The sequence below is a fragment of the Roseibium sp. JB4-4 genome, assembly GCF_055693425.1.
Genome location: NZ_CM146333.1, coordinates 1840779 through 1865775, shown reverse-complemented (window position 1 = coordinate 1865775; position 24997 = coordinate 1840779). Strand labels below are relative to the sequence as shown.

At 56.3% G+C, this 24997-nt stretch carries 20 protein-coding genes, 1 tRNA gene, 3 pseudogenes and 1 riboswitch; of the genes and pseudogenes, 13 read left to right on the top strand and 11 right to left on the bottom strand.

The genetic code is table 11. The annotated features are described in order from the left end of the window. The first annotated feature begins 17 nt into the window (after positions 1-17). The 3 genes from pstB (at position 18) to phoB (ending at position 2284) form a co-directional block, all read left to right on the top strand. The gene (gene pstB, locus ACZ1HV_RS08555) at positions 18-779 is read left to right on the top strand and encodes a phosphate ABC transporter ATP-binding protein PstB (RefSeq protein WP_247649271.1); all 762 of its coding nucleotides are present in this window, start codon (positions 18-20) and stop codon (positions 777-779) included. 34 nt (positions 780-813) lie between these two features. After that, positions 814-1512, top strand: coding sequence for a phosphate signaling complex protein PhoU (gene phoU, locus ACZ1HV_RS08550; RefSeq protein WP_298813548.1), 699 nt, complete (start codon positions 814-816; stop codon positions 1510-1512). 73 nt (positions 1513-1585) lie between these two features. Continuing rightward, positions 1586-2284: a phosphate regulon transcriptional regulator PhoB gene (phoB, locus tag ACZ1HV_RS08545; RefSeq protein ID WP_298813546.1), complete on the top strand. Its 699-nt coding sequence runs from the start codon at positions 1586-1588 to the stop codon at positions 2282-2284. Positions 2285-2369: 85 nt separating this feature from the next. Here the strand turns inward: phoB and ACZ1HV_RS08540 are convergent, their stop codons facing one another. Further along, a complete protein-coding gene (locus ACZ1HV_RS08540; protein ID WP_298813544.1) occupies positions 2370-2906 on the bottom strand; it encodes a GcrA family cell cycle regulator in 537 nt (178 codons plus the stop codon). 442 nt (positions 2907-3348) lie between these two features. On the opposite strand from ACZ1HV_RS08540, the gene ACZ1HV_RS08535 reads away from it, so the two are divergent. From ACZ1HV_RS08535 to ACZ1HV_RS08515, 5 genes are all read left to right on the top strand, one after another. Then, the gene (locus ACZ1HV_RS08535; protein WP_298813542.1) at positions 3349-4548 is read left to right on the top strand and encodes an aspartate aminotransferase family protein; all 1200 of its coding nucleotides are present in this window, start codon (positions 3349-3351) and stop codon (positions 4546-4548) included. Further along, positions 4545-5474 (top strand): ornithine carbamoyltransferase, encoded by a 930-nt coding sequence (gene argF, locus ACZ1HV_RS08530; RefSeq protein ID WP_298813540.1) that lies wholly within the window; start codon positions 4545-4547, stop codon positions 5472-5474. The genes ACZ1HV_RS08535 and argF overlap by 4 nt, the downstream gene beginning before the upstream one ends. A 12-nt stretch (positions 5475-5486) precedes the next feature. Then, positions 5487-6461, top strand: a complete 975-nt coding sequence (locus tag ACZ1HV_RS08525; RefSeq protein WP_298813538.1) for an Hsp33 family molecular chaperone — start codon at positions 5487-5489, stop codon at positions 6459-6461. A 220-nt stretch (positions 6462-6681) separates the two neighbouring features. After that, on the top strand, positions 6682-8097 hold the full coding sequence (locus ACZ1HV_RS08520; RefSeq protein ID WP_472717824.1) for an efflux RND transporter periplasmic adaptor subunit: 1416 nt from the start codon (positions 6682-6684) through the stop codon (positions 8095-8097). Between the two features lie 11 nt (positions 8098-8108). Next, positions 8109-11513 carry an efflux RND transporter permease subunit gene (locus ACZ1HV_RS08515; RefSeq protein ID WP_472717823.1) on the top strand — a complete coding sequence of 1135 codons (3405 nt, stop codon included), beginning with the start codon at positions 8109-8111 and terminating at the stop codon, positions 11511-11513. On the opposite strand, the gene ACZ1HV_RS08510 is transcribed toward ACZ1HV_RS08515, so the two are convergent. Next, positions 11514-12155 (bottom strand): alpha/beta family hydrolase, encoded by a 642-nt coding sequence (locus ACZ1HV_RS08510; RefSeq protein WP_298813532.1) that lies wholly within the window; start codon positions 12153-12155, stop codon positions 11514-11516. It abuts the gene before it with no gap. A 112-nt stretch (positions 12156-12267) separates the two neighbouring features. On the opposite strand from ACZ1HV_RS08510, the pseudogene ACZ1HV_RS08505 reads away from it, so the two are divergent. Then, positions 12268-13120 (top strand): annotated as a pseudogene (locus ACZ1HV_RS08505) (sterol desaturase family protein). Here the strand turns inward: ACZ1HV_RS08505 and ACZ1HV_RS08500 are convergent. The 5 genes and pseudogenes from ACZ1HV_RS08500 to ACZ1HV_RS08480 all read right to left on the bottom strand — a co-directional run bounded on the left by ACZ1HV_RS08500 (position 13114) and on the right by ACZ1HV_RS08480 (position 18528). Next, positions 13114-13965: a transporter substrate-binding domain-containing protein gene (locus tag ACZ1HV_RS08500; protein WP_472717822.1), complete on the bottom strand. Its 852-nt coding sequence runs from the start codon at positions 13963-13965 to the stop codon at positions 13114-13116. The pseudogene ACZ1HV_RS08505 and the gene ACZ1HV_RS08500 overlap by 7 nt on opposite strands. A 149-nt stretch (positions 13966-14114) precedes the next feature. Then, positions 14115-15580: pseudogene (locus ACZ1HV_RS08495) on the bottom strand (M81 family metallopeptidase). Positions 15581-15668: 88 nt separating this feature from the next. Continuing rightward, positions 15669-16709: a TRAP transporter substrate-binding protein gene (locus tag ACZ1HV_RS08490; RefSeq protein ID WP_298983631.1), complete on the bottom strand. Its 1041-nt coding sequence runs from the start codon at positions 16707-16709 to the stop codon at positions 15669-15671. 30 nt (positions 16710-16739) lie between these two features. Continuing rightward, positions 16740-17980: pseudogene (locus tag ACZ1HV_RS08485) on the bottom strand (TRAP transporter large permease). 41 nt (positions 17981-18021) lie between these two features. Beyond that, positions 18022-18528: a TRAP transporter small permease gene (locus ACZ1HV_RS08480; RefSeq protein ID WP_298813520.1), complete on the bottom strand. Its 507-nt coding sequence runs from the start codon at positions 18526-18528 to the stop codon at positions 18022-18024. Between the two features lie 182 nt (positions 18529-18710). On the opposite strand from ACZ1HV_RS08480, the gene ACZ1HV_RS08475 reads away from it, so the two are divergent. Continuing rightward, positions 18711-19637 carry a MurR/RpiR family transcriptional regulator gene (locus ACZ1HV_RS08475; RefSeq protein WP_472717821.1) on the top strand — a complete coding sequence of 309 codons (927 nt, stop codon included), beginning with the start codon at positions 18711-18713 and terminating at the stop codon, positions 19635-19637. A 135-nt stretch (positions 19638-19772) separates the two neighbouring features. Here ACZ1HV_RS08475 and ACZ1HV_RS08470 read toward each other — a convergent pair whose 3' ends face one another. Beyond that, entirely contained in the window at positions 19773-20225 is a 453-nt protein-coding gene (locus ACZ1HV_RS08470) for an Lrp/AsnC family transcriptional regulator (RefSeq protein WP_298813516.1), read from the bottom strand. A gap of 154 nt (positions 20226-20379) precedes the next feature. On the opposite strand from ACZ1HV_RS08470, the gene ACZ1HV_RS08465 reads away from it, so the two are divergent. Beyond that, the gene (locus ACZ1HV_RS08465; protein WP_472717820.1) at positions 20380-20658 is read left to right on the top strand and encodes a DUF1127 domain-containing protein; all 279 of its coding nucleotides are present in this window, start codon (positions 20380-20382) and stop codon (positions 20656-20658) included. Here the strand turns inward: ACZ1HV_RS08465 and ACZ1HV_RS08460 are convergent. Further along, positions 20647-20720 (bottom strand) — tRNA-Gly (locus tag ACZ1HV_RS08460). The two genes, ACZ1HV_RS08465 and ACZ1HV_RS08460, sit on opposite strands and share 12 nt — an antisense overlap. Positions 20721-20877: 157 nt before the next feature. Here ACZ1HV_RS08460 and ACZ1HV_RS08455 point away from each other — a divergent pair. Next, positions 20878-21678 carry an ion transporter gene (locus ACZ1HV_RS08455; RefSeq protein WP_472717819.1) on the top strand — a complete coding sequence of 267 codons (801 nt, stop codon included), beginning with the start codon at positions 20878-20880 and terminating at the stop codon, positions 21676-21678. Here the strand turns inward: ACZ1HV_RS08455 and ACZ1HV_RS08450 are convergent. Continuing rightward, complete coding sequence (locus ACZ1HV_RS08450) at positions 21675-22223, bottom strand: IMPACT family protein (protein ID WP_472717818.1); 549 nt, start codon at positions 22221-22223, stop codon at positions 21675-21677. The genes ACZ1HV_RS08455 and ACZ1HV_RS08450 overlap by 4 nt on opposite strands. Positions 22224-22229: 6 nt before the next feature. Beyond that, positions 22230-23366 carry a 2'-deoxycytidine 5'-triphosphate deaminase gene (locus ACZ1HV_RS08445; RefSeq protein ID WP_298813508.1) on the bottom strand — a complete coding sequence of 379 codons (1137 nt, stop codon included), beginning with the start codon at positions 23364-23366 and terminating at the stop codon, positions 22230-22232. A 127-nt stretch (positions 23367-23493) separates the two neighbouring features. Then, positions 23494-23573, top strand: a riboswitch (SAM riboswitch). A gap of 44 nt (positions 23574-23617) precedes the next feature. Between ACZ1HV_RS08445 and ACZ1HV_RS08440 the strand changes: the two genes are divergently transcribed. After that, positions 23618-24817, top strand: coding sequence for an O-succinylhomoserine sulfhydrylase (locus ACZ1HV_RS08440; protein ID WP_298813506.1), 1200 nt, complete (start codon positions 23618-23620; stop codon positions 24815-24817). Positions 24818-24997 lie beyond the last annotated feature (180 nt).

Genomic DNA, 24997 nt, shown 5'->3' with positions numbered 1-24997 from the left:
TTGAACAGGCGATTAAAATGACCGATAGCAAAATCTCTGCAAACAAGGTTCAGGTCTATTACGGCGACAACCAGGCCATCAAGGACGTGGACATTGAAATCCAGCCACGTTCGGTGACGGCCTTTATCGGCCCATCAGGTTGTGGCAAGTCGACGTTTCTGCGGACTATCAATCGTATGAACGACACCATCGACATTTGCCGAGTCGAAGGCTCGATCAAGATTGACGGCGAAGACATCTACGATCCCAAGGTCGATCCGGTGCAGTTGCGCGCCAAGGTCGGCATGGTGTTCCAGAAACCGAACCCGTTTCCGAAGTCGATTTATGACAACATCGCCTACGGTCCGCGCATTCATGGTCTGGCAAAAAACAAGTCAGAACTCGATGACATCGTCTCTTCCAGCCTGCAAAAGGCAGGTCTCTGGGAAGAGGTGAAGAACCGGCTGGATGAGCCCGGAACCGGCATGTCCGGCGGTCAGCAGCAGCGTCTATGTATTGCCCGGGCGATTGCCGTCAGTCCTGAAGTGATCCTCATGGACGAGCCGTGTTCGGCTTTGGATCCGATTGCGACCGCGAAGGTGGAAGAGCTGATCGACGAACTGCGCGAGAACTATACGATCGTGATTGTGACGCACTCCATGCAGCAGGCAGCGCGTGTGTCCCAGCGTACGGCGTTCTTCCACCTTGGCATTCTGGTTGAAGAGGGTCCGACACAGGACATCTTCACAAACCCGAAAGACAAGCGTACTCAGGATTATATAACTGGCCGCTTCGGCTAAGAAATTCTTTCGAGATTACTAAAGAGGACAAAGTATGTCTGAACATACAGTCTCTGCCTATGACGAAGAACTGACAGAAATGGCTGGCAAGGTCGCTGAAATGGGCGGCTTGGCCGAAAAGGCTTTCGCCGATGCCGTTTCTGCTCTGGTGTCACGGGACCTGGAATTGGCCAAAACCACCATTGCCCAGGATGAACGGCTTGATACGTTGCATCAGGAAGTGGAAGCAAAGCTGATCGAAATGATCGCGCGCCGTCAGCCCATGGGTCAGGACCTGCGGGAAATTACGGCCGCCACGCGTATCGCCAATGATCTGGAACGCGTTGGCGACCTGGCCAAGAACGTTGCAAAACGCGCCATTGCAATCGACAACAGCCTCGGTTCCAAAAAGCTTGCGATAGGTGTCGAGCACATGACCGAGCTTGCGCTGAACCAGCTGAAGCAGGTCCTGGACGCCTATACCCGCAAGGACCCGGAAGCCGCGAAACGCGTGCAGGAAGCCGATGCGGAAGTGGACGCAATCTATACATCGCTGTTCCGCGAGCTGCTGACCTACATGATGGAAGATCCAAGGGTTATCACGCAGTGTGTCCATCTCCTTTTCTGCGCAAAGAACATTGAACGCATTGGTGATCACGCGACCAACATTGCTGAAAACGTCTTTTACATGGTGACCGGTGACCGGCTGCCGGAAGAACGGACCAAGCTGGACGAAACCACCAGCGTTTCTTAGTCGCCGAACGAACTTGCGGAAAAATGATCCAGCCGGCGCGGCTGCGCCTGCTGCATGACATGGAGCGAGATGTATGCCGAAGGTGCTCATCGTTGAAGACGAAGAACCGCTTAGTCTTCTGTTGAGATACAATCTGGAAGCCGAAGGATACACGGTTGAATCGTGTATTCGTGGCGATGAGGCAGAAATTCGGTTGCGGGAAAGCGTGCCGGACCTTTTGCTGCTCGACTGGATGCTTCCGGGCCTGTCTGGGATCGAGTTGTGTCGGCGCTTGAGAGCCAGGGAAGACACCGAGCGATTGCCCGTCATTATGCTGACGGCGCGCGGTGAAGAGGCAGAGCGTATCAGAGGACTGTCGACAGGGGCGGACGACTATGTGGTCAAACCGTTTTCCGTACCTGAATTGATGGCGCGGGTCCGCGCAATCTTGCGCCGGGCAAGTCCTGAAGTTGTGTCTACAATGCTCCGGTCCGGAGATATCGAACTGGACCGTGAAACGCACAGGGTTCGCAGGAATGCGAAAGAAGTCCACCTTGGGCCGACGGAATTCCGTCTGCTGGAATTTCTCATGACCTCACCCGGACGGGTTTTCTCGCGTGAGCAACTGCTTGACGGTGTTTGGGGGCATGATGTCTATGTCGACGAGCGGACCGTTGATGTTCACGTTGGCCGCCTCCGCAAGGCTCTGAATAAGGGCAAGGCAAGAGACCCGATCCGAACGGTCCGCGGTGCCGGCTATGCATTCAACGATCAGTTTTCGGTGGTTGCATGATGAAGTGACGAATTCCAGGTGCAAAAATCACAACAAAAAAGCCCGCCAATCTGGCGGGCTTTGCATTTTTGCTGCTGCTTGACCGCTATCCTGCGCGGGCGATCACTTTGCGATCACGGCGGCGGTCTGCAACCGGTTGATAGGCGATTTTACAATGGTGCGCGCAGTAGGGAACACCTGCGTCGGATTGGCGGCCGCAGAAGTAAAAGTCATCGGTTGCCGGATCGCCAATCGGCCATTTGCATGTCCGTTCGGTCAGGGTCAGGATCGACGCGCGTTCGGAAATCGGGATCAGCTCTGCGATCGGCTCAAGGTCAGGCTCTGCTTCGACGATGGGTGTTGGTGCAATGTCGGCCTTCAGCGCCGTCGCCCCAATAGTCTGTGGTTGAGGTGTCGGTTTTTTGGGTGCCGAAGTCCCGGCTGCGGGCGCGCTTGTGCGCGGACGACGAGGTTTGCTGCTGGACGAGGAGGACTTTGCGCGACCTGACAATCCAAGTCGGTGTACTTTGCCGATGACGGCGTTCCGGGTTACGCCACCCAGCTCACCCGCAATCTGACTTGCACTCAAGCCATCGCTCCAAAGCTTTTTGAGAAGCTCAACCCGTTCGTCTGTCCAACTCATTGCCGCACCTTTTCATTTGACCGTTTTGCCGGCCATTAACCCCGTGCTTGGCATGCGCAGGCACGCCTGATATGGCATATCTAGTGCCTAAGAATGATTAGCCCCACGAGATCTCGTGTTTGAATATCAAGAGGTTACAATAACGTTAATTTGTCAGGCAACCATTCGCCCAAAACCAATTGGGGATGAAGCGACTTTTCCCCAAGTATGGCGAGACCCTTGAGACTTTTGCTGAATCTGCGCTCAGGGGCTGCAGGTTGCGGCGAAGCGCCATTTCCATTGACAGGCCTTGGGGCCGGGGGTGTATAAGAAAACCGCAGCGTGCCGCCTCTTCGGGGCGGCATGTTGCATTTTGGCCTGACACAGTAACTGTGACATCGTTGCTCCTGTCGGGCGCGAACGTCACCTTCGTGCAGGCGTTCTTAAGGAGACAAAAGAGGTTATGTCCAAGACTGCATTATTCGGTAACTACGCAAGATCGAACCTGTCGTTTGATCATGGGGAAGGTGTCTGGCTTGTTACGAAAGACGGCCGACGATTCCTCGATTGCGGTTCCGGTATTGCTGTCAATTCCATCGGGCATAGCCATCCGCACCTGGTGTCGGCGCTACAGGAGCAGGCCGCAAAACTGTGGCACGTGTCCAACCTTCATCAGATACCGGAGGGTGAGCGCCTTGCGCAGCGCCTTTGCGACGCTTCTTTTGCCGAAAAGGTGCTTTTTGTGAATTCCGGCGCTGAAGCGATGGAAGCCGCCATCAAGTGCGCGCGCAGGTACCATTTCGACAAAGGACAGCCGGAACGCTACCATATCGTCACGTTCGAGGGAGCGTTCCACGGCCGGACACTGGGGACCATCGCCGCGGGCGGCCAAGCCAAATATCTGGAAGGATTTGGCCCGAAGGCACCGGGTTTCGATCAAGTGCCTGCAAACGATCTGGATGCTCTCAAGGAGGCTCTCGGACCGCAGACGGCGGCGATTGCGCTTGAACCTGTCCAGGGTGAGGGCGGTATTCGGGAGATCCCGACGGACTTCCTGCGTGCCGTGCGCCAGCTGTGTGACGATCAAGGTATCTTGTTGATCCTGGACGAAATCCAGACAGGCGTCGGGCGCACGGGCAAATTTTTTGCTCATGAGTGGAGCGGCATTGAGCCGGACATCATGGCTGTTGCCAAAGGCATCGGCGGCGGGTTCCCGATGGGTGCCTGTCTTGCGACCGCGGACTGCGCGGAAGCGCTAGCACCGGGAACGCATGGAACGACTTTCGGCGGCAACCCTCTCGCTATGTCGGTCGGCAACGCTGTCCTGGACGTCGTGCTTGGTGACGGCTTTCTGGAAGATGTCCGACACAAAGGGCTCCATCTCAAGCAGAAGCTTGCGGGCCTCGTGGACAGTCATCCCAAAGTGCTGGATCAGGTGCGAGGCAACGGTCTGATGTTGGGCATACGGTGTGTTGTGCCCGTTGGTGAATATGTGGGTGCCGCGCGCGAAGCGGGCTTGCTGGCGGTGCCTGCGGGCGACAACGTGGTGCGCATCATGCCGCCGCTCACAATTAGCGAAGATGAAATCTCAATTGCCGTAGAGCGCCTTGAAGAGGCCGCGCTGGCGATCGAAGCGAAACTGGTGGAAGGAGCGGCAGAATGACCGCGAACGGAAGCTACCGGAACTTTCTGGATCTGACTCAATTTGAAGGCGACGAACTGCGCGCCATTCTCGACACCGGTCTCAAGATCAAGTCCAGCCGCAACGGTGTACGCCGCGGCGAAGGTCCGCTTGCGGGCAAGGTGCTGGCCATGATCTTCGAACAACCCTCGACACGCACGCGCATATCCTTTGATGTCGGCATGCGTGAGCTGGGCGGCGAAACCTTGATGCTGACCGGCACTGAAATGCAGCTGGGCCGGGGAGAAACCATTGCAGATACGGCCAAGGTTCTGTCGCGTTTCGTCGATGCCATCATGATCCGTATCCTCGATCATCATGAACTCAATGAACTTGCCGAAAACGCAACCGTTCCGGTTATCAACGGGCTGACCAAAGTCTCACACCCCTGTCAGATCATGGCCGATGTGATGACGTTTGAAGAACATCGCGGATCTATCAGGGGCAAGAGCGTTGCCTGGACAGGCGACAACAACAACGTTCTGGCGTCGTGGGTTCACGCAGCCCCGCGTCTCGACTTCGAACTGCGCATTGCAACACCAGCCGAATTGGCACCGCCGCAAGACCTTATCGATGCTGCCCGCGCCAAGGGTGGTTCAATTATCGTGACCACAGACCCATATGAGGCGGTCAAGGGGACCGACTGTGTCGTGACCGACTGCTGGGTGTCCATGGGCGATGATGACGCGGAATCGCGTCACAATCTGCTCAGCGCCTATCAGGTGAACAAGCGTCTGATGTCGGAAGCGAACAGCGACGCTTTGTTCATGCACTGCCTACCGGCTCATCGCGGCGAGGAAGTGACGTCGGAAGTGATGGACGGTCCCAACTCTGTGGTGTTTGACGAAGCAGAAAACCGGCTCCATGCCCAGAAGGGTATTCTGGCCTGGTGCTTCGGCGCAAGTTAAGGCAATTCCATCGTGGCATTGAATCTTGATGAACTGGGCATCACGCCCGCAGGGCTGGATGCTGTCCGGCCCTTTGCTGTTGAATCTCTGGACGTCCGGGGTCGTGCTGTTGCGCTCGGTCCGGTTTTGCAATCCATCCTGGACCGGCATGACTATCCGGAGCCGGTCTCTCGCCTTCTGGCCGAAGCGATCGTACTGACCTGCCTGCTGGGCACGTCGCTCAAGTTCGACGGGCGCTTCACCCTGCAGACACAGACGCAAGGACCGGTATCCATGCTGGTTGTCGATTTTGCATCTCCAGATGCAATTCGTGCCTGTGCGACCTATGACGCTGACAGGGTCGAGGCGCTCATGGAAGCAGGAAAGGCGGCACCAGAGGCCCTGCTTGGCCACGGTCATCTGGCCATGACAATCGATCAGGGCCAGCATATGCAGCGCTACCAGGGCCTTGTGGAGCTGGACGGTGTCTCGCTGGAAGAGGTTGCTCGGCGGTATTTCGAACGGTCTGAGCAAATCCCGACTGAAGTCCGTCTTGCTGTCGGCGAACTCTTCACCAGACAGGAAGGCGAAAGCCCCGACCAGAGCTGGACCGCAGGCGGGGTGGTGGTGCAATTTCTGCCCGAGTCTCCCGAGCGGATGCGCCAGGCGGATCTGGATCCAGGCGATGCTCCGCATGGCACCGAACTTCACGAAGTTGAAGAAGACGACGCCTGGGTTGAAGCCAAGCTTTTGGTCGAAACAGTCAAGGATGTCGAGCTGACCGATCCGGAGGTCAGTGTAGAAATGTTGCTGTTCCGACTGTTCCATGAACGCGGTGTGCGTCTCTTCGAGCCTCAGCCCCTGTTGGACAAATGCCGCTGTTCGCGTGAGAAGATCGAAGGCGTTCTGGCTGGCTTCAGTGCTGAAGAAATCGAGCAGATGACAGTTGATGGAAAAATCGTCGTTACCTGTGAGTTCTGCAGCACCAAATACGAGTTCGACGACTGAACGAATGCAGGAACGGGCGCTCAGTTAATTGTGTGCCCGTTCCCCTTTCCGAAACGCAATCGCCGCTTTCAGCAACATTCTGTTACACTTTTCAACGTGCCAAACGTCAGATCCGCGCTTATGTGACTCTTGAATTTTGCATCGCGAAGGAAATTTATCCTTCGAACCGGCAAAGCAATGCTTGGCCTTAGAAGCGTCTTGACCTCCGGGTGCACAGAACATGCTGCAGTCTATTAAGTCCGAAACCGCCAACACGCAGGTCTCTGAAGTCCTGCCACCTGAACACAGGGAGCAGGACCGGCGGCCCGGACGGATCGCGACTGTGCTAAAGGCCCTACTTCAGGCTTTACTTGCATTTGCCATACTGTTTGGTGCGGTGACAGGCATGAACTCGCTTGTTGCAACCAAACCCGATGTTCCCAAGCGGCCTGTCCAGGAAAAGAGTTACGCCGTTACCACGGTTGAAGCCGTGCGCGGCGATTATGCTCCGATGATCAATGTTTTCGGCGAAACAATGGCCGGACGTGAAGTTGATTTGAGGACGCTGGTTGCCGGTGAGGTGGTTGAGGTTCATCCGGACCTGAAAGCGGGTGGCCAGGTTGCGCAGGGTGAAGTGCTGGTCGCAATCGATCGCTTCGACTACGAGGGCGCGGTGACCGAGGCGGAGGCCAATATGGCAGAAGCGCAGGCCGCCCTGGTGGAAAGCGAAGGTCGGGTTCGGCTGGAAAAGGCAAATGTTGTCCGGGTCAAGGAACAACTGGATTTTGCCGCGCGTGATCTGGAACGAGCACAGGAGCTTTTGGGCAGAGGGGCGGTTACCGAGCGGACCCTCGATGAGCGAAAGCTTCTTGTCTCTCAGCGGCAGCAGTCGCTGGAACAGACCGAAAATTCTCTTGCCTTGGAAGAGGCTAAGGTGGTTCAGCAAAAGGCTGCCATCAAACGGCTGGAATGGCGCATGGAGAATGCAGAGCGTCAGCTGAGCAACACAATCTTGAGGGCTCCGTTTGACGCGATTGTGCGCTCAGAGGAAGCGGAGCCTGGTCGGCTCGTCAATGTCAATGACGCCGTTGTCTCGCTCTATAGCAGCGACGAATTCGAAGTGCGGTTCACTTTGTCGGACAACCAGTATGGTCGTCTGCTCGCTGAAAGTGGCACGGTTGTCGGGCGGTCTGTGGAGGTGACCTGGTACCTGGGCAATGTTCCAATCAGCTATAGGGCCGTTGTTACGCGCATCGGTGCGGACGTTGCCAGTACCAGAGGCGGTGTCGACTTGATCGCCTCTATTGAAAGTAAAGGCGTGGATGTACCTCTTCGCCCTGGCGCATTTGTGGAAGTTTCCGTACCTGACCAGACCTATGCCGACAGCTTCAGCATTCCCGAAACCGCATACTATGGCGAAGGGACTGTCTACGTCGTCAAGGATGACAGGCTTGAACGGCGCGCGGTGATGGCGCTTGCCATTGATGACGGCTTCATCCTGGTGAAAGGGGATCTTGAGCCGGGAGAAACGCTGCTCGTGACACGTATACCCGAAGCTGGAGAAGGCCTGCTCGTGCAGGACATCGCATCCGGTGACGAGGGCACTGCCTCGCAGAATGCCGGTCAGACGGACACCGCTTCCGGCGACAATCGGTAAAGGGACGGCTGATGGTTTTTGAAGGAAAGTCCCGCGGTCTGCTCGAGGTCATTGTTCGCCACCCCAATGCGGCCAATCTCATTATGGCCGTCATGGTGCTCTTCGGTGCGTATGGGCTTGCAAAGCTCAATACGCAGTTTTTTCCGACCGTCAAGACAGAGATGATCACTGTTTCGATCACCTGGCCTGGCGCAAGCGCTGAGGATGTTACATCGAATATTCTGGAAGTGGTCGAGCCGGAATTGCGGTTTTTGGACAGTCTCGATGAAATCATCTCCTACGGACGGGAAAGCAGCGCGACGATCAGAATGGAGTTTCTGGAAGGTGCCAACATGCAGGTGGCACTATCTGACGTCGAACAGGCCATTTCGAACATTACGACGCTACCAATAGATTCAGAAACGCCTGTCATATCTTCCAATACGTTTACCGATGGCGTTGCTACCATCGCGCTGCGAGGTCCGTTCTCTGAGGACGCGTTGAAGGTGTTCGCCCGGCAGATCCGGGATGACCTTCTTGCGCGCGGGATCGACAAGGTGGAGCTGAACGGCTACCGGTCTCCGGAATATCTCGTTGAGGTGCCAGAACGGGAATTGCGTCGGCTGGACCTGACCATTTCCGACGTTGCCAGTCAGATTTCCGGGAACACTATCGATCTTCCTGCAGGCAGTCTTGACGGCGCCGTGGAGCGCCAGATCCGCGCATTATCGGAGCAGCGGTCACCAGAGGCTGTCGGTCGAATTGATGTAAAGTCCTTCGCAACGGGCGAAAAAACGCTGGTCAAGGACATTGCAGATGTCAGCCGCGATTTCGATACGGGTGAAGATCAGGGGTTTTCAAACGGAACCCGCGCAATAGAATTGCAGATCCTGCGGGCGGAAAACACTGATACCTTGAAGGCAGCACAGATCGTCGACGACTATTTGGCCGAAATCAGCCCGCAACTACCGCAGTCGCTCGAATTGTTGAAATACGATGTCCGTGCCGATGCGGTCAAAGGACGAATTACACTGCTGGTCGAAAACGGTCTGACCGGCTTGGTGCTTGTCGTCGGGATCCTGTTTCTCTTCCTCAATTCCAGGATTGCTTTCTGGGTTGCCGCCGGCATACCCGTTGCAATGATGGCCACACTCGGGATCATGTGGCTGATGAGCGAGAGCATCAACATGATTTCCATGTTCGCGCTCATCATGATGTTGGGTGTGATTGTCGATGACGCGATTGTCGTTGGCGAACACACTGCAACGCGGCAGGCCATGGGCGACTCACCCGAAAACGCGGCAATCATCGGAGCCTCGACCATGTTTGCTCCGATATTTGCTGCCAGCGCCACAACCATTGCTGCCTTTCTGCCGATCCTCCTGATCAGCGATGTGCTTGGGCAGATCATGGGCACGCTGCCGGTCGTGGTCGTCGCGGTGGTCATTGCGTCGGTGATCGAATGCTTTCTCATTCTACCTGGGCACCTGTCCCATGCGCTTGGAAGTCGGCCGGGTTGGAGCTGGTGGCGGGTGGCAATTCTGGCTGCAGCACCGGCATTCTTCCTGACTGGCCTGGTAACGCAGCCGGATCTTTCAGTGCCGCCCTTCCTGGATGTGATCGATGATCCGTTGCGCGCCCTGAAAGACACTGTCGGAATATTCGCCTTCGAAGTCACTCTGATCGCCTGCTGTTTCCTTCTCGCTGTTGCGGTTGAGACCCTTCTGGCAGCCTTGCGGCGCAGCAAACGACGTGATCAGGGTGCAGAAAGACCAAGCTTGTTCCGGCGCGGGTTTGACGGCGGGTTCAACTGGATCCGGGATTATCCATTCAGAGCGTTGGTGTCTGCAGCGGTTCACTGGCGCTATGTGACTTTAGCCATCGCGATTGCTGCCTTAATACTTGCCGTCGGGCTGGTGCGCGGCGGACGTGTCGGTTTCACGTTCTTTCCCTCTCCTGAGGCTGAAAACCTCACGGCGTCCGTGTTCTTCCATGCCGGCATTCCCGAAGAGCAGGCCATCGAAGGTATTTTGATCATCGAAAAGGCCCTGAAGGAAGCTGAAGCCAAACTGACCGAGGGACTGGATCAATCCCTTGTCAGGGCAACCTATGTCACGCTGGGGTCCGCTGGAAACAATCGCGGCGACAATATTGCCAGCATTTCGGTTCAGTTGACCCTTTCGGAAGAAAGAACCGTGCGAACACCGGAAATCGTGCGTGCCTGGCGAGCGGCACTTCCCGCCATCCCCGGCACCTCACGGATCGCGATTGCGGAAAGACGCGGCGGGCCTCCTGGCAGGGACTTGGATATCCGCCTTACCGGAGCACCTCTGCAGGATCTGAAGGCAGCCGCTCAAGAGTTGCAGCAGGAACTGTCTGCTTTTCCCGGCACAAGCGGCGTGGAAGACGATCTGCCCTATGGCAAGCCTGAGCTTCTGGTCGAGTTGACCCCGCGCGGCAGGACGCTCGGATTTACGGTCGAAAGCGCAGCACGACAGATCCGCAACGCGTTTGAGGGAAATATTGCCAGACGTTTTGCGGAAGGCGATGAAGAAGTTGCCGTCCGGGTGAAACAGGTGTTTGACCAGAACGGTACGGCGGCGCTTCGTCAACTTTCGCTCAAAACACCAGCTGGTGAGTTCGTGCCCTTGACCGAAGTGGTCAATCTGACAGATGCGCAGGGCTTTTCAGTGATCCTCAGGCGGGATGGCAAGACGGTTGTCACGGTTGTTGCCGATGTCGACAGCACCATCACTTCCAACAACGAGATTATCGCCGAACTCAATAAGGCATTTCTGCCGGAACTCGCACAGAATTACGGTCTTGAATATTCCTTTGCAGGACGTGCCGAGGAACAGTCAAACGCCTTTTCGGATCTTCTGACCGGGGTGATGATGGCGGTTGCCGGTATTTACATCATCCTGGCGGCGATCTTCGCCAGCTACTCCAGACCGCTTGTGGTCATGTCGATCATCCCCTTCGGTATCGTCGGGGCGATTGTCGGCCACTATCTCATGGGCTTCAATCTCACAATCTTGAGTATGATCGGGTTGCTCGGGCTGGCTGGCATTCTGGTCAACAACTCGATCATTCTCGTTGCCCGGTTCGAAGAGCGCCGGAAGCTTGGAGAGGAGCTCTATTCGGCAGCAGTCGGATCCAGTTGTGATCGATTGAGGGCGGTCCTATTGACATCCATGACCACAATCGGAGGCTTGCTTCCTCTGATGTTCGAAACCAGCCTTCAGGCCCAGTTCCTGCTGCCGATGGCAATTACCATTGTGTTCGGACTGGCAACGGCAACCGCGCTTGTGCTTGTTCTGGTGCCCGCCCTGATCAAGATCGGAGATGACCTTGCCGGGCTGGTTCAGATACGTCGCAGCCGCAGGCAGTTGCCGGCACCGGCGCCAGGTGGGCGCGGGATCACTCCCGCCGAATGATCAAATGTCTTGGGCGAAGTTTGCCGTTGCCTTGGCCGCAATTTCGATATTGCCGTCGAGCGTTGCCGGGGATCGTCCGCGCGGACCGAAATCGTGGTTTCCGTCCTCCAGATAGGAGAGGGACACGTGATCCGGCAGCTTGATCTCGTCCAATTCAGCTTTGTTGCCAAACGGATCCCTCTCTCCCTGCAGAATCAGAACGGGTCGTTTTGCGTCTTCGATCGGAGACATTCGCCAGTCCGCATCAGGTTTGCCTGTCGGATGGAAGGGGTACCCGAAACAGCAAATGCCTTTAACCCGTGCAGGCAAAGACCCGCCGCCGCCAAGCATCGCAGCGACACGTCCACCCATGGACTTGCCACCAATCAGCAAAGGCCCTTCAGTTTCCGCCAGGGTTGCCTGTAGTGCCGTTTGGAATTCACTGATCAGCTTGTCCGCGCGCGGTGGCGGACGTTTGGAACCGCCGGTCCGGCGTCCGGCCATATAGGAAAATTCGAACCGCGCAACAGCCACGCCTTGCAGAACCAGCGCTGTGGCGAGCTTTCCCATGAAGGTTGAATCCATCGGTGCACCGGCGCCGTGGGCAAGCAACAGGCTGGCGTGTGCGGGCGTGTCGGGTCGGGTCCAGAGAAAGGCGCTCATGATGATGTGATCTGTCGCAGGGGTATTTGATGTAAAAGGCGGTAGTATCTGGCGTATAGAGCCGGGGACGCCTTTGCAAGGCGCATGATCCATTCCGCAATGACGAGGCCCAATGTTTGAACAGCTGGATATCAATCAGGTTCGCATGGCCTGTTTTGCCGGCATTTTCCTGCTTATGGCTCTGCTCGAAGCGGGTTTGCCACGGCGGCAGATGAAAAGCAGCAGGCTGAAGCGCTGGCCAACCAACTGGGGCATTATCTTCCTGGATGCACTGCTGGTGCGCCTCATCTTCCCGATCGGTGGTGTGGGTCTTGCCCTTCTTGCACAGGAACAGGGATGGGGGCTCCTTAGCCTCTTGGGTTGGGGCGGTCTCGTTGCCGGCGTGTTGACATTTCTCGTGCTTGATTTTGCCGTCTGGGGCCAGCATGTCGTGTCACACAAAGTGCCGATTTTCTGGCGAGATCCACCGGATGCACCATGCTGACAGCGAAGTCGATGCCACTACGGCGCTGCGTTTTCACCCTATAGAAATCCTTTTGTCCTTTGTCTGGAAGGGGTTGGTGATCGTCGCGCTTGGCGGGCCCTGGGAAGCCGTCCTGATCTTCGAGATTGTGCTGAATGCTTCAGCCGTCTTCAGCCATGCCAACTTTCGTATCCCCGCAGGACTGGACAATATTCTGCGCTTCGTCATCGTCACGCCGGACATGCACCGCATCCATCACTCGGTGCTGCGCCGGGAAACCGATTCCAACTACGGTTTCTATCTTTCTATCTGGGACAGGCTCTTCGGCACCTATGTGGAAGAACCGGAAAAAGGCCATGACGGCATGGAAATCGGTCTGGGACCGGCGCTGACGCCGCGTGCGCATTCGTTTCCCTTTAGCCTCGCAATTCCTTTCCTGGCAAATGGCGACACCAGGCCGGAAAGAAAAAGCGGACTGAAAGAGAAGGTGGACCGTCAGTAAAAGCTCTGCGGGAAGTACCGCAGATAAAGCTCGCGGAAGATACCTTTTTGATGCAGCTGGCGGAGCGCATAAGTCAGGGCGGCGGCGCGCTCCGGATCGTCTGAGCGTGTGGCGATTGCCAATCCTTCATCGAAATAGCCGGGCTCCAACCAGGGACCGCCCGCAAATTTGCAACAACCATCGGCGGCCTGGCTAGGAAGCCAGAAAGAAAGGCTGAGCCCATCGCCGAAATGCGCGTCTGCTTCGCCTGATATGATTGCTTCTCGGGCTGCTGTTTCCGTCTCCAGGCTGACAATCTCAGCCATGGGCCAGAACCTGTTGGCGAAGGCTTCGTAGCGTGTGCCTGTTTCGACGCTGATTTTGACGCCGTCCAGCTTCTGCTCGTCAAATGTTGCCGCCTTGTCGGCAGCGACGATGAACCGGGCGGGCAGCTTCATATAGTCTTCAGTGAAATTCAGGCGCCGCGTGCTCGCCAGATTGCGCGACAGGCCGGAAATGATGGCATCGCCTTCGTCCTCATCAAGCGCCGGCAAAAGAACATCGAAGTCCTTGATCCGCAGCGCGCAGGAGCTGCCCAATTCCTGGCAGAGCGCGCGCGCCAGGTCGACGTTGAAACCTGTCAGACGGCCCTGCGAGTCGCGAAAGACAAAAGGTGGATATCCATCAGTTGCAAGAAACTGGATCTTGTCCGGGATCGTACTCGGGCGATCATGCACCGCTTTAGGATCCCAGAAATTCGGCACCCGGATCGCCTCGTCCTGGGCACTCGCGGATTGGCCCATAATAGCAAGAAGGCAAAAGCAGGCGCACAGAAAGCGAATGGAATTTGGTTGGTCTATCCTCACGCGGTATTCCCGATGCCTCATTTGCTACAGCGCAGTAGCTGCCTTGCTGCCAAATCAGTTGTGGGCGCAGAGTATCGTGTTCAGGGTCAGCTTGTCAGCACGCAATGTCATTTCATGACCAGACAATCAGTCCAGTCGACAATGGCTCTTTAAGCAGCTTCGGTCTCATGAGGATTTTCGACGATCGGCCAGATCGGGCGTTCCAGTCTTGTGTAGGCGTTGTTCCTGGGGTCGCTCGGATAGGGCCCATCGACGGCACAGTATAAAATATCCGCAGCAATGGTTTCGAATGCGCTGTGAAAATGGTTCGTGGATTTCACAACAAGTGTTTTTTGAGCGGTGATGTCGATGCCTAGATTGGTAAAGAGATCCGGCGAAAAGGTCTGTGCCCGGTTCGAATTCAAAACCACGACAATGCCATTGATATCAATAACCGCGCTGTCTCCAAGGGGAACAACGGACTGACCAAAGCTTTGCACAGCGTTGCGCTGTGTCTTAAGCACCCTAACGTTGCCGTCGACAGGGTCGCCGGCGTCTGAGGCGGTTTTCCCCCGAACCTGAGGTCAAGACACGCGCCTTCTCCGGCTGCATGGCACAGACGGACAGCCATAGGGTCCCAGATCGTACCGAACGCAATCTCCGTTAATCCCAGATCAAGTGCCCGGCGCAGCAATATGGTTGAATCGCCTGCTACCCCACCGCCGGGATTGTCCCAGACATCGGCAATGACAACAGGTCCTTGCGGATGCGCTGCTGCCTTTGCAAGGGCTGCACTTGGCGACAGAAATTCCGGCCGGGTCGTTCCTCGAAAGGAAAACAGTTCCAGTCCGAGTTTTTCAGCCAGCAAATCGCCTGCTTGCTTCGCGTTGTTGGTGGTCACGAGGACCTTGGCACCGAGATCGGGCGAGTCTCCTGCCATGAAGCCATGGATGACGGACAACGACAGGGCTGTTCCGGACTGTTCAAGGCGCACCATCTTGTCGATGAAAGCACGCATGGGAGCACGGCTTGTCGGCAGAATTTCGATCATGCGCACATCGAACACAGACAGGACCGGTTCAATTTCGCCCCGCGATGCCCGTAATGTGAGGTCCACACATGCTTCGCCCGTCTCAGCAAAATCCGTATGCGGAAATTCCTTGAAGACCGTAATGATGTCGGCGTTCTGGACGCGCTTGTCGCTGAGGTGACTGTGCGGATCAAAAGTCACGCCGATCTTAGTTGCTCGTCCGGCAATCTGGCGAGCCGCAGCGATCAGATCTCCTTCGCAGTCGACACAATTGTCGGCGATCATTGCTCCGTGAAGACCGAGGATGATGGCGTCAAGCGGCAGTGCGGCATGAAGCTGCCCGAGAATTTCCTCGCGCAATCGGGTCCAGGTTGACGTGTTGACCAATCCGCCTGGTTCTGCCCAGGTTGCAGTGCCTTCGATCAGAGTGATCTCACCGGCACGTGCGCGTTTGCGAAGCGCTGGAAAAACCCCGCTGCATAGGGTTGGTGTCTCGGGATGTTCCCCGGGAGGGGCATAGAAGCTTTCTTTAAAGTCGGCGAGATCCGTTCGGAGCGGAGAAAATGTATTTGTTTCAGTCGCGATGGAAGCACAGAAGACGCGCATTGAAATGTCCTGTCCAATGAGAGGCGTTTCTTGTTCTCGTTGTCGGAAGATGGCCGGCGGGTCGTGGGTCTCCACCGGCCATCCCTGATTAGTCGAGGTAGGTTTCAGCGTTTGCCTTGGCGACTTCCGCCTTGAACAGGGTCAGGAGCTCAACCGCCTTTTCATCGAGGTTTTCATTCACGTGGCCTTCAAATGCAGGCTGCGTCGCCGCGGCCATCGCCTCGCGCTGAGCATCGTCCAGAGCGGTGACTTCCATGGCATCCATGAGACCGGCGAGACCGCGTTCAGAGGACTCGATTATGCGGGACAGGCCCCGGCTTGCGGTGACACAGTTTTCCGCCGCTGCATGAAGCGTAGCGCGCTCCTCATCGCTGAGACCTTCATAAAAAGCGCGGTTGATCATGAACGTGTATGGCGAGAACAGGTGGTTGGTGAGCGTCAGATACTTCTGTACCTCGGAAAAGTTGGCGAAGGAGATGATCGGAACGGGGTTCATCTGACCGTCGATCACACCAGTCTGCAGACCGGAATACACCTCACCCCAAGAGAGCGGATAGGCCTCGGCACCAAGCGCTTGAATAATTGTCTGGTGTGAAGGAAGGGTCATAGTGCGGATGCGGATGCCTTCGAAGTCTTCAAGGTTTGCAATTGGCTTTTGCGAGTTTGTCACAGCGAAAAAGCCACCCGTGTCTGGGAAGCCCAGGACGACAACATCACCCAATGATGCTTCGATGTCGGCTGCGAGCGCTTTGCCGAAGTCGCCGTCAAAAACCTTGTAGGTCGCTTCGTTGCCTGCAAACGCAAACGGAAGGTTCAGAACATCAATGCGCGGATAGTAGCTGGCGAGTGCCCCGGTAGACGTGAGAGTTGCCTGGATCAGTCCGTCACGAACCTGCTGAACGTGTTCTGCGGCTGAGCCGAGCTGGTTCGAGCCAAAAACCTCGACATTTACGCTGCCGTTGGTCCCCGCCTGAACCAGGTTGGAAAACACTGCTGTGCACGCATGTGCCGGATTTTCAAATGGGTCAGTCTTGTTGTCGTGGCCGAACTTGATGGTACCGCCAGCACCGAGCGCGGTACTTGCTGTCATGGTCACGGCTAGGGCCAGTCCTGTTGTAAGTAGTCTCATTTTTTCAGTCCTCTCTGGTTTCTTATGAGGTCAGTTGGCAAATCCAAGGAAACGGGGCAGCATCAACGCTGCGTCTTCCCAGAATGCGAAGATGAAAAGGATGCTGATTTCGGCCACCAGGAACGGCATCAGCTTGATCGATATGCGTTCGAGCTTTTCCCCCGTCACAGAGGACAGGACGAAAAGGCAGGCGCCGACCGGCGGTGTCATCAGCGAAATGTTCAGTGCAAGAACGAAGATGATCCCGGCGTGAATGGGTTCCAGACCGACCTGCTCGGTCAGTGGCACGAGGACAGGTGCAAGGATGATCAGGATCGCGGTGATATCCATCACCATGCCGACAAGCAGCAAAAGCCCGATGATGATTGCAATGACCGCGTAGCGGTTGTCGGACAGGCTTAGAACGTTCTCGGCGATCAGCTGCGGAATACGTTCAAAGCTCATCCACCAGCCGAGAATTCCGGCAAAGGCGATGATGACGAAAATGACGCCGGTGATCCGGGCGGTGCGTACCAGCATCCGGTAGAAGGCTTTGAGCTTGAGCGTGCGGTAGACGAAAACACCTATGAAGACCGCGTAGGCCACTGCGATGGAGGCCGCTTCCGTCGGCGTAACGACACCACCCAGAATGCCACCCAGAATAATGATCGGCATGGCCAGCGCCGTAAGCGAGCTGACAAATGTCGACCAGACTTCCTTCAAGGTGGCGCCACGCGCCGCCTTTGGCAGGTTTTCACGGTTTCCGCCAATCACGATGACCGCCATGCAGACCAGGCAGATGACAAGACCAGGCAGAATTCCGGCTGCAAACAGACCGGCGATCGAAACGCCCATGAGTGAGCCATAGACAACCATGAGCCCGGAAGGGGGATGGTTGGACCGATGATGGAACCGGCTGCGGTCACGGCGCAGGCATAGTCGCGCTTGTAGCCTTCCTTGACCATGGCCGGCACGAGTGTTCGTCCGAAAGCGGCCGCATCTGCAGTCGCCGAACCGGTCAATCCGGCAAAGAAAACAGAAGCCAGCATGTTGGTGTGAGCCAGACCACCCCTGAACCGGCCTACCAGAACCTGCGCCAGGTTGACGAGCCTGTTGGTGATGCCGATGCCGTTCATGATTTCACCGGCAAGGATGAAGAACGGCATGGCGAGAAACGGAAAGATATTCAGACCGTTGAAGATCTTGCTCGGTCCGATGGACAGGAACTGGGTGCCGCCCATGTCGATCAGACCGACAACCCCGGCAAGACCAATGGCAAAACCGATCGGCATGCCGAGCAGGATCAGAAGAACAAATGCAATGCCCGCCCACATCAGACAGCTTCCTCTTCGGCAGGAAACTCCAGGTGTGTGCCGAGATCCCGCACAAGAACGAGAGCGAGCTGAGTGCTGCAAAGCGCGGCAGAAACCGGTATGGCTGCATAAAAAGGCTCGAGACTGAGCCCGAAGATCATTGCCTGCCGGCTGGCGCCGCTTTGAGCGAAGCCAAGGCCATACCAAAGAACATAGAGAAAGAGGCTCAGAGCGAGCAGGTCCATGAAAATGAGGACCGTTCGCTGCACTGGCTTGGGCCACAAATTCAAAAAGGCTGTGAGACCAATATGTTCCCGCCGGGCAATACCGCAGGAAATCGCCAACATCGCCGCCCAGATCATCAGGTAGCGAGCCATGACCTCGGGCCAGGGGAGTTGCCAATGAAAGTAATAACGGTCGACAACGCCCAGCCAGACATCAAGCACCAGCAGCAGCATCAATAAGGCAACCACGGCTTCGGTGATTGTGTTGATCCGTGCGCTAGCGAGACGTGCCCACGTTTGCATTCCACCCTCCCAGATACGTAACTGAAGTACATTGTGTGGAGGTAAAAATACAAAATCAAGCAAAATTTCTAACTAAAGTACAAATTTAAGCGAGGCGAGCTCAGAATTCTGTATCTTGAGTCTGGATTTCAAAAAGAAATGTACTTACGTTACAAATCAAAATGAAGGCGTGGGAGCAGGAAATGTCGGATGGTGAAGGCGCGGAAACAGAACTTCCCAAACGTGGTCAGGGTGCCGTTGCAGATCTGATTTCCGCGTTGGACCGCATAGACGGTCAACTTGCTACGCGCGAACAACGTGTTGCAGATTACGTCAAGGCCAATATCGACCGCATCAGCACAATGACCATCGCAGAGCTTGCTGGGGCTGCCGATGTTTCCACCCCGACCGTAATCCGCTTCTGCAGGTCGCTGGGGTGCGATGGTTTCAAGGAATTCAAGCTGCGTCTGGCGCAGAATCTGGCGGTAAGCCTTCAGTATATTCGACCGGACGTGGGTGAAGAGCCTGCCAGCATGGAGAATTCGATCGACCACGTTCTGGCAGCAATCTACGCGACGACCAACGCTATGCGCCAGCAGCTCGATCCGGCGCAGCTGGAGCAAGCCAAGACAGCGATCGTAGGCAGCAAGCAGCTGCTTGTCGCTGGTATGGGCGGAGGGTCATCCGTGCTTGCGCAGGAGGGGGCCAACCGCTTTTTCAGGCTGGGCATCACGTCAATGGCCGTCAATGACAGTTACATCCTGCAAATGAGGGCCGCGACGCTGGGGCGCGGTGATACGCTGCTCCTGTTTTCGGCAAGTGGCGAAACCGATGCGATTGTCGCCGCCGCAAAGGTTGCAGAAGCCTATGGTGCAAAGACAATCTGCATTTCAAAGCCCGGCAGCCGGCTTGCAAGCGTCGTTTCCATCCCGATCGTCGTTGATCTGCCGGAAGACCCGCATATCTTCAAGCCGACTGCAAGCCGCTATGCATTCCTCGCCGTTTTGGACGCGATCGCCATGTCGGTCGCTTACGACACAAGCGAGGAAACAACGGAGAACCTGCGCCGGATCCGCGCGTCCCTGACAGCATATCACGGGCGCACCGCTCCTCAGCCATTGGGCGACTAGACGAGGTGGCGACAAGGCCTTTTATCGGACCGGTTTCAGATCCCTGGCGCATAACTCCCGGAATATGAAGCCCGTGATGTGCGAAAGACACTACTCAAGGACACAGCGCACTTGCCGGCTTTGTCAAGCGCGGTGTCAGTCCTCCACCTCCGGATCATAAGATCTCAGCACAACGATCGTGTCGAAGCCCTTTATTTCCTCCGCATAAAAGTGCCTTTCGGTGAAGGCGGCATAAGCTTCCATGGAGGCGCATTCAATGGTCAGCACCAGGTCGGCCTTGCCGGTGACATGGTAGAGCTTTTTCACTTCCGGCAATTTCAACAGCGTCTCACGGGCTCTGGCATTTCTTTCCGGCTGGCCACGCACCATTTCCAGCATGGCGAGCAGGGTGACGGTAGTGCCGGTTACCTCGGGCGCCAGGATGGCAATTTCCTTACGGATCGCGCCGATCTCCCGGAGCCGCTGAACCCGTCGCAGACACGCTGCAGGCGACAGACCGACCTTTTCGGAAAGTTCCTTGCCGGTCTGGCGTGCATCGAGGCTCAACAGACGCAGCAGGCGGTGGTCGAAGTCATCTAGTGGGTCCATGAGAGTTACCTCTTCAAAAAAAGAAATCAGGTGCGAGAAATTATCACAATCTTCTATTTTTTGCGAAAAATTCTTGGTTAAGTGAGATGTTTGCGCACCGAGTGCAGCGATGCTCCCTAGTCTTCAATACAGTCAAGACAAAGGAGCACTCGAGATGAGCGATCAAACAACAAGTCAGAGCCCACTCCAATTCACCTGGGCGTCTTTCCCGGAACTGTTGCAGATTGTTGTTCGAAATCTTCAGCGCCAATCGAAGCGCCGGAAGGACGCGCAAAGCCTGGCGCAGATGCCGGATCACTTGCTGCGCGACCTCGGCCTAAGCCGGACAGATGCCTCAAGAATGCTGAGGAGCGAACTGACCACTGTTCCAACCGATTACAGCGAGACCGAGACGCAGAGGATTTTAAGGCGGCTGAATTGCTGGAGCGGGTGAAGGGAATCGAACCCTCGTCTTAAGCTTGGGAAGCTTCTGCTCTACCATTGAGCTACACCCGCGATGGCTCCGGGAGCTTTCTGCGCCGAGTGGACGGGTCTGTCAACTCAAGAAGTTGGATTTCGACGAGCTGTTGATCTTGCACTGCGGCAAAGAAATCGCCATGTTCGCGCGGGCGCAAACTGCGCCAATGATGATGGCACACTCCAGGTCGGATATATGCGAAACAAGGTCAAGGCGCTCGTCACTTCGCGCAATTGGGAATTCTGTATTATCGGGATTATCGTCCTGAACGCCATCACGCTGGGGTTGGAAACCAGCAAGACGGTGATGGACCAGGTTGGCGGAACGCTGGTGTTTGTCGACAAGGTGATCCTCGGGATTTTCGTCGTCGAGCTGATCTTGCGCCTCTACGCGCATGGCCTGAAATTCTTCAAGGATCCCTGGAGCATTTTTGACTTTGTCATCGTGGCGATTTCGCTTGTGCCGGCCAGTGGAAATCTCTCGGTGCTGCGTTCGTTGCGCATCTTGCGTGTCCTGCGCCTGATTTCGGTCGTTCCTTCGCTCAGACGCGTGATCGGCGGCCTGATTGCAGCCCTTCCAGGCATGGGCTCGATTGTCGTCCTTATGGCGTTGGTTTTCTATGTTTTTGCCGTCATGGCGACCAAGCTCTTCGGAGAATCTTTCCCCGAATGGTTCGGCGATCTTGGAGCCTCGCTTTATACGCTCTTCCAGATCATGACGCTGGAAAGCTGGTCCATGGGCATCGTCCGTCCGGTGATGGAAGCTTATCCCTATTCCTGGCTGTTCTTCGTGCCCTTTATTCTGTGCACGGCATTCACGGTGCTCAACCTCTTCATCGGTATCATCGTGTCGGCCATGCAGGAAGAACATGATGCCGAAGCCGATGCAAACCGGCAGGCGATCCATGACGATACGGGCTTGATCCTGGAAGAAGTGAAAGCCCTTAGAACCGAACTGAAGGCGCTCAGAGCCGAGGTCGACAAGACCAGATCCTAGAGGTCCTCGAGCGTCTCCTGGGGACCTTCAACGAGAAGACGTACACCGTTTTCCGTGTAATCGCGCGCGACAACGCTGAGGCCAAGCACCTCAACCCGTCGCTCCAGGTCTGAGCTGTGGGCGAAGTCCGCACTGAACTCCCTTTGCGCCATTTTTCTGAAAGGCACGAGATCGGCGTTGTTGATGGCGTCCTGAGCTGCGCCGGAATAGGCCCGCGCGAGGCCACCGCCGCCTAGTTTGGTGCCACCGAAATAACGCACAATCAGCACCGCGCAATTGATGAGCTCCGCCCCTTGCAGAACGCGCAAGGTCGGCATGCCGGACGTGCCGGCCGGTTCGCCATCGTCCTTGCCGCTTTCCTCTATCTGGTCACCTTCAAGAAGCCGTCTGTGAGCCGTGACCACATGATTGGCCTTGCGATGTTCCTTGCGAAGGTCGTCCAGCCGCTGGTCAAACACTTCAAATGGAACCAGATGAGCAAGAAACCGGGACTTCCGGTCCTCCAGAAAACCTTCGAACTCCCGCGTGACGGTCTTGAATGCCATGCCGGTCTATGCAGGCGACCTGAAATGTTTGGAAAGTTTGAGCGCCTGGCCCTGATAATTGGAGCCGATCCCTTCGCCATAAAGCGTTGCCGGGCGTTCTGCCATGTGTTCATAGACAAGGCGGCCAATGGTCTGGCCATGTTCCACAATGAAGGGCACGTCGTGCGACCGGACTTCCAGAACAGCGCGCGAGCCGACGCCGCCGGCTCCGGAATGACCGAAACCGGGGTCGAAAAAACCGGCATAGTGGACGCGGAATTCGCCAACCAGCGGGTCGAACGGCACCATTTCCGCAGCGAAGTCAGGTGGTACGTGCACGGCTTCCTGGCTGACCAGGATATAAAACGCATTGGGGTCGAGGATCAGCTCACCGCGTTGGCGGCGGTGGATCGGTTCCCAAAAATCGAGCGGGTCCTGCGCGCCGACAACATCGACGTCAATCAGGCCGGAGTGATGCTTGGCACGGTATCCGATCAGGCTGTCGGGACCATTGCCTTCAAGATCGATTGAAAGTTGAACGCCATTGCCGATACGCTCATTGCCACCGCTCATAAGCGTATGGGATTTGTGCACCTCTTCCAGAATGTCGTCAGCAATCAGGGACTGGCCACGCCGGAAACGGATCTGGCTCAACCTCGAGCCCGAGCGGACCAGGATCGGGAAGGTGAGGGGTGAAATTTCGGCGTAGAGCGGGCCTTCGTATCCGGCAGGGATAGTGTCGAAGGCAAGGCCGTTGTCGGTGATAACACGGGTGAAGACATCCAGTCGGCCCGTGGAGCTTTTCGGATTGGCGGTCGCCGAAATGTCCGCTGCAAGGGCAAGGCTTTCCTGCAGGGGAACGATATAGACACATCCGGTTTCAAGAACAGCGCTTTCCGAAAGGTCGATTGTATGAAGCTTCAGCTGCTCCAGCCTCTCGGCAACCCTGATCTCCGGGCCGGGCAGAAAGCTCGCACGAACCCTGTAGGCTTCGCGTCCAAGCCTCAGATCGAGGCTTGCAGGCTGGATCTGACCGGTGACTGGAGGTTCGGCAGCCGATATTTCGCCGGCTGCGAACATCTCCTGAATGATGCGTTCGGGCAAAATGCCGCTGGCTGAAAGTGCTGCGCTACCGTTCAAGACCTGACCCGCCGTGACGTTCATATGATTTCCCGCAAATTCCTTGCCTATCGTCCTTAGCGGATAGGGCGGCCCGCGCCAACAGGCTTTGTGCCGATGGCAGGCTTTTCGCCGAAGGAGATTGACCTTCGAAACGTTTTCACTTAACAAACAGGCTCTTCGTGGTGATTTGGGCCGGCCGGCTTGCAGCCACGTTAAACAAGTTGCTAAATAGGCCGGAGGTGCAAACCCCGGTCTTGAGGCTGGGGTTTTTTGCGTTTGGAGCAATGGAAGACATGACTGAGACCACCAAGACCGGAAACAAGAACTGGCGTCCTGCAACCGCACTGGTGCATGGCGGTACGATGCGGTCACCTTTTGGTGAAACCTCAGAGACCATATACCTCACACAAGGGTTCACCTATAGCGGTGCCGAAGCGGCTGAAGCGCGCTTCAACGGCGAAGATCCAGGCTATGTCTATTCCCGTTATGCCAACCCTACTGTCAGCATGTTCGAGGACCGGATCAAGGGGTTGGAAGGCGCAGAGGCTGCGCGCGGGACTGCAAGCGGCATGGCAGCTGTCAATCTGGCGCTGATGGCGTCGGTCAAGGCGGGCGATCATGTGATTGCAGCCAAAGCCCTGTTCGGATCATGCCGATACATTTGCGAGACACTCTTGCCGCGGTTCGGGGTAGAAAGCACGCTGGTTGACGGCACCGACATCGATCAGTGGAAAGCAGCAGTTCGTCCGAACACCAAGGCACTGTTTCTGGAAAGCCCGACCAATCCGACGCTCGAGGTGATCGACATTGCTGCAGTCGCCGACATCGCCAGGGAAGCCGGTGCGCGGCTGATTGTCGACAATGTCTTTGCAACACCACTCTATCAGTCGCCTCTTAAGCTTGGTGCCGACGTTGTCGTTTATTCGGCAACCAAACACATTGACGGTCAGGGCCGTTGTCTGGGCGGGGTCGTTCTTTCAGATGAGGAGTGGATCACTGACGAGGTAATGCCCTTTATCAAGCATACTGGGCCACACATGAGCCCTTTCAGTGCCTGGGTTCTCCTCAAAGGACTGGAAACGTTGCCGCTACGCGTGGCACGCCAGACCGAGAGTGCCGGAAAGGTAGCCGATTTTCTGGCGGACCAGTCCAAGATCAGCCGGTTGATTTATCCTGGGCGCGCCGACCACCCGCAAGCTGATGTCGTTCAGCGTCAGATGACAGCCGGATCGACAATGGTTGCCTTTGAAGTCAAGGGTGGTAAGGAAGCAGCCTTCCGTTTCACCAACGCGCTGGAGACGATCAAGATCTCCAACAATCTTGGAGACGCCAAGAGCCTGATCACCCATCCGGCCACCACGACCCATCAGTCGATTGGTGAAGAAGCACGCGCGGAGCTGGATATTTCCGACGGCATCTTGCGGCTATCAATAGGTCTGGAAGATCCGCTGGACCTTCTGGAAGACGTTGAAAAAGCGCTCAATGCAGTTTGATGAGCGCGTGAAATTAGACGTACGAGCCCGGCCAAGTGCCGGGCTTTTCATTTGAGATGCTGTCCAGGGCCGTTGTGAAGAGGCAACACAGTAAGCCCGAACCATTGCGAAAGGAGCAAAACAGCGTGAACTGGCGCGCCAGTTGTGCCAAGGAAACCCTTGGATGGGCCGAAGAACGCC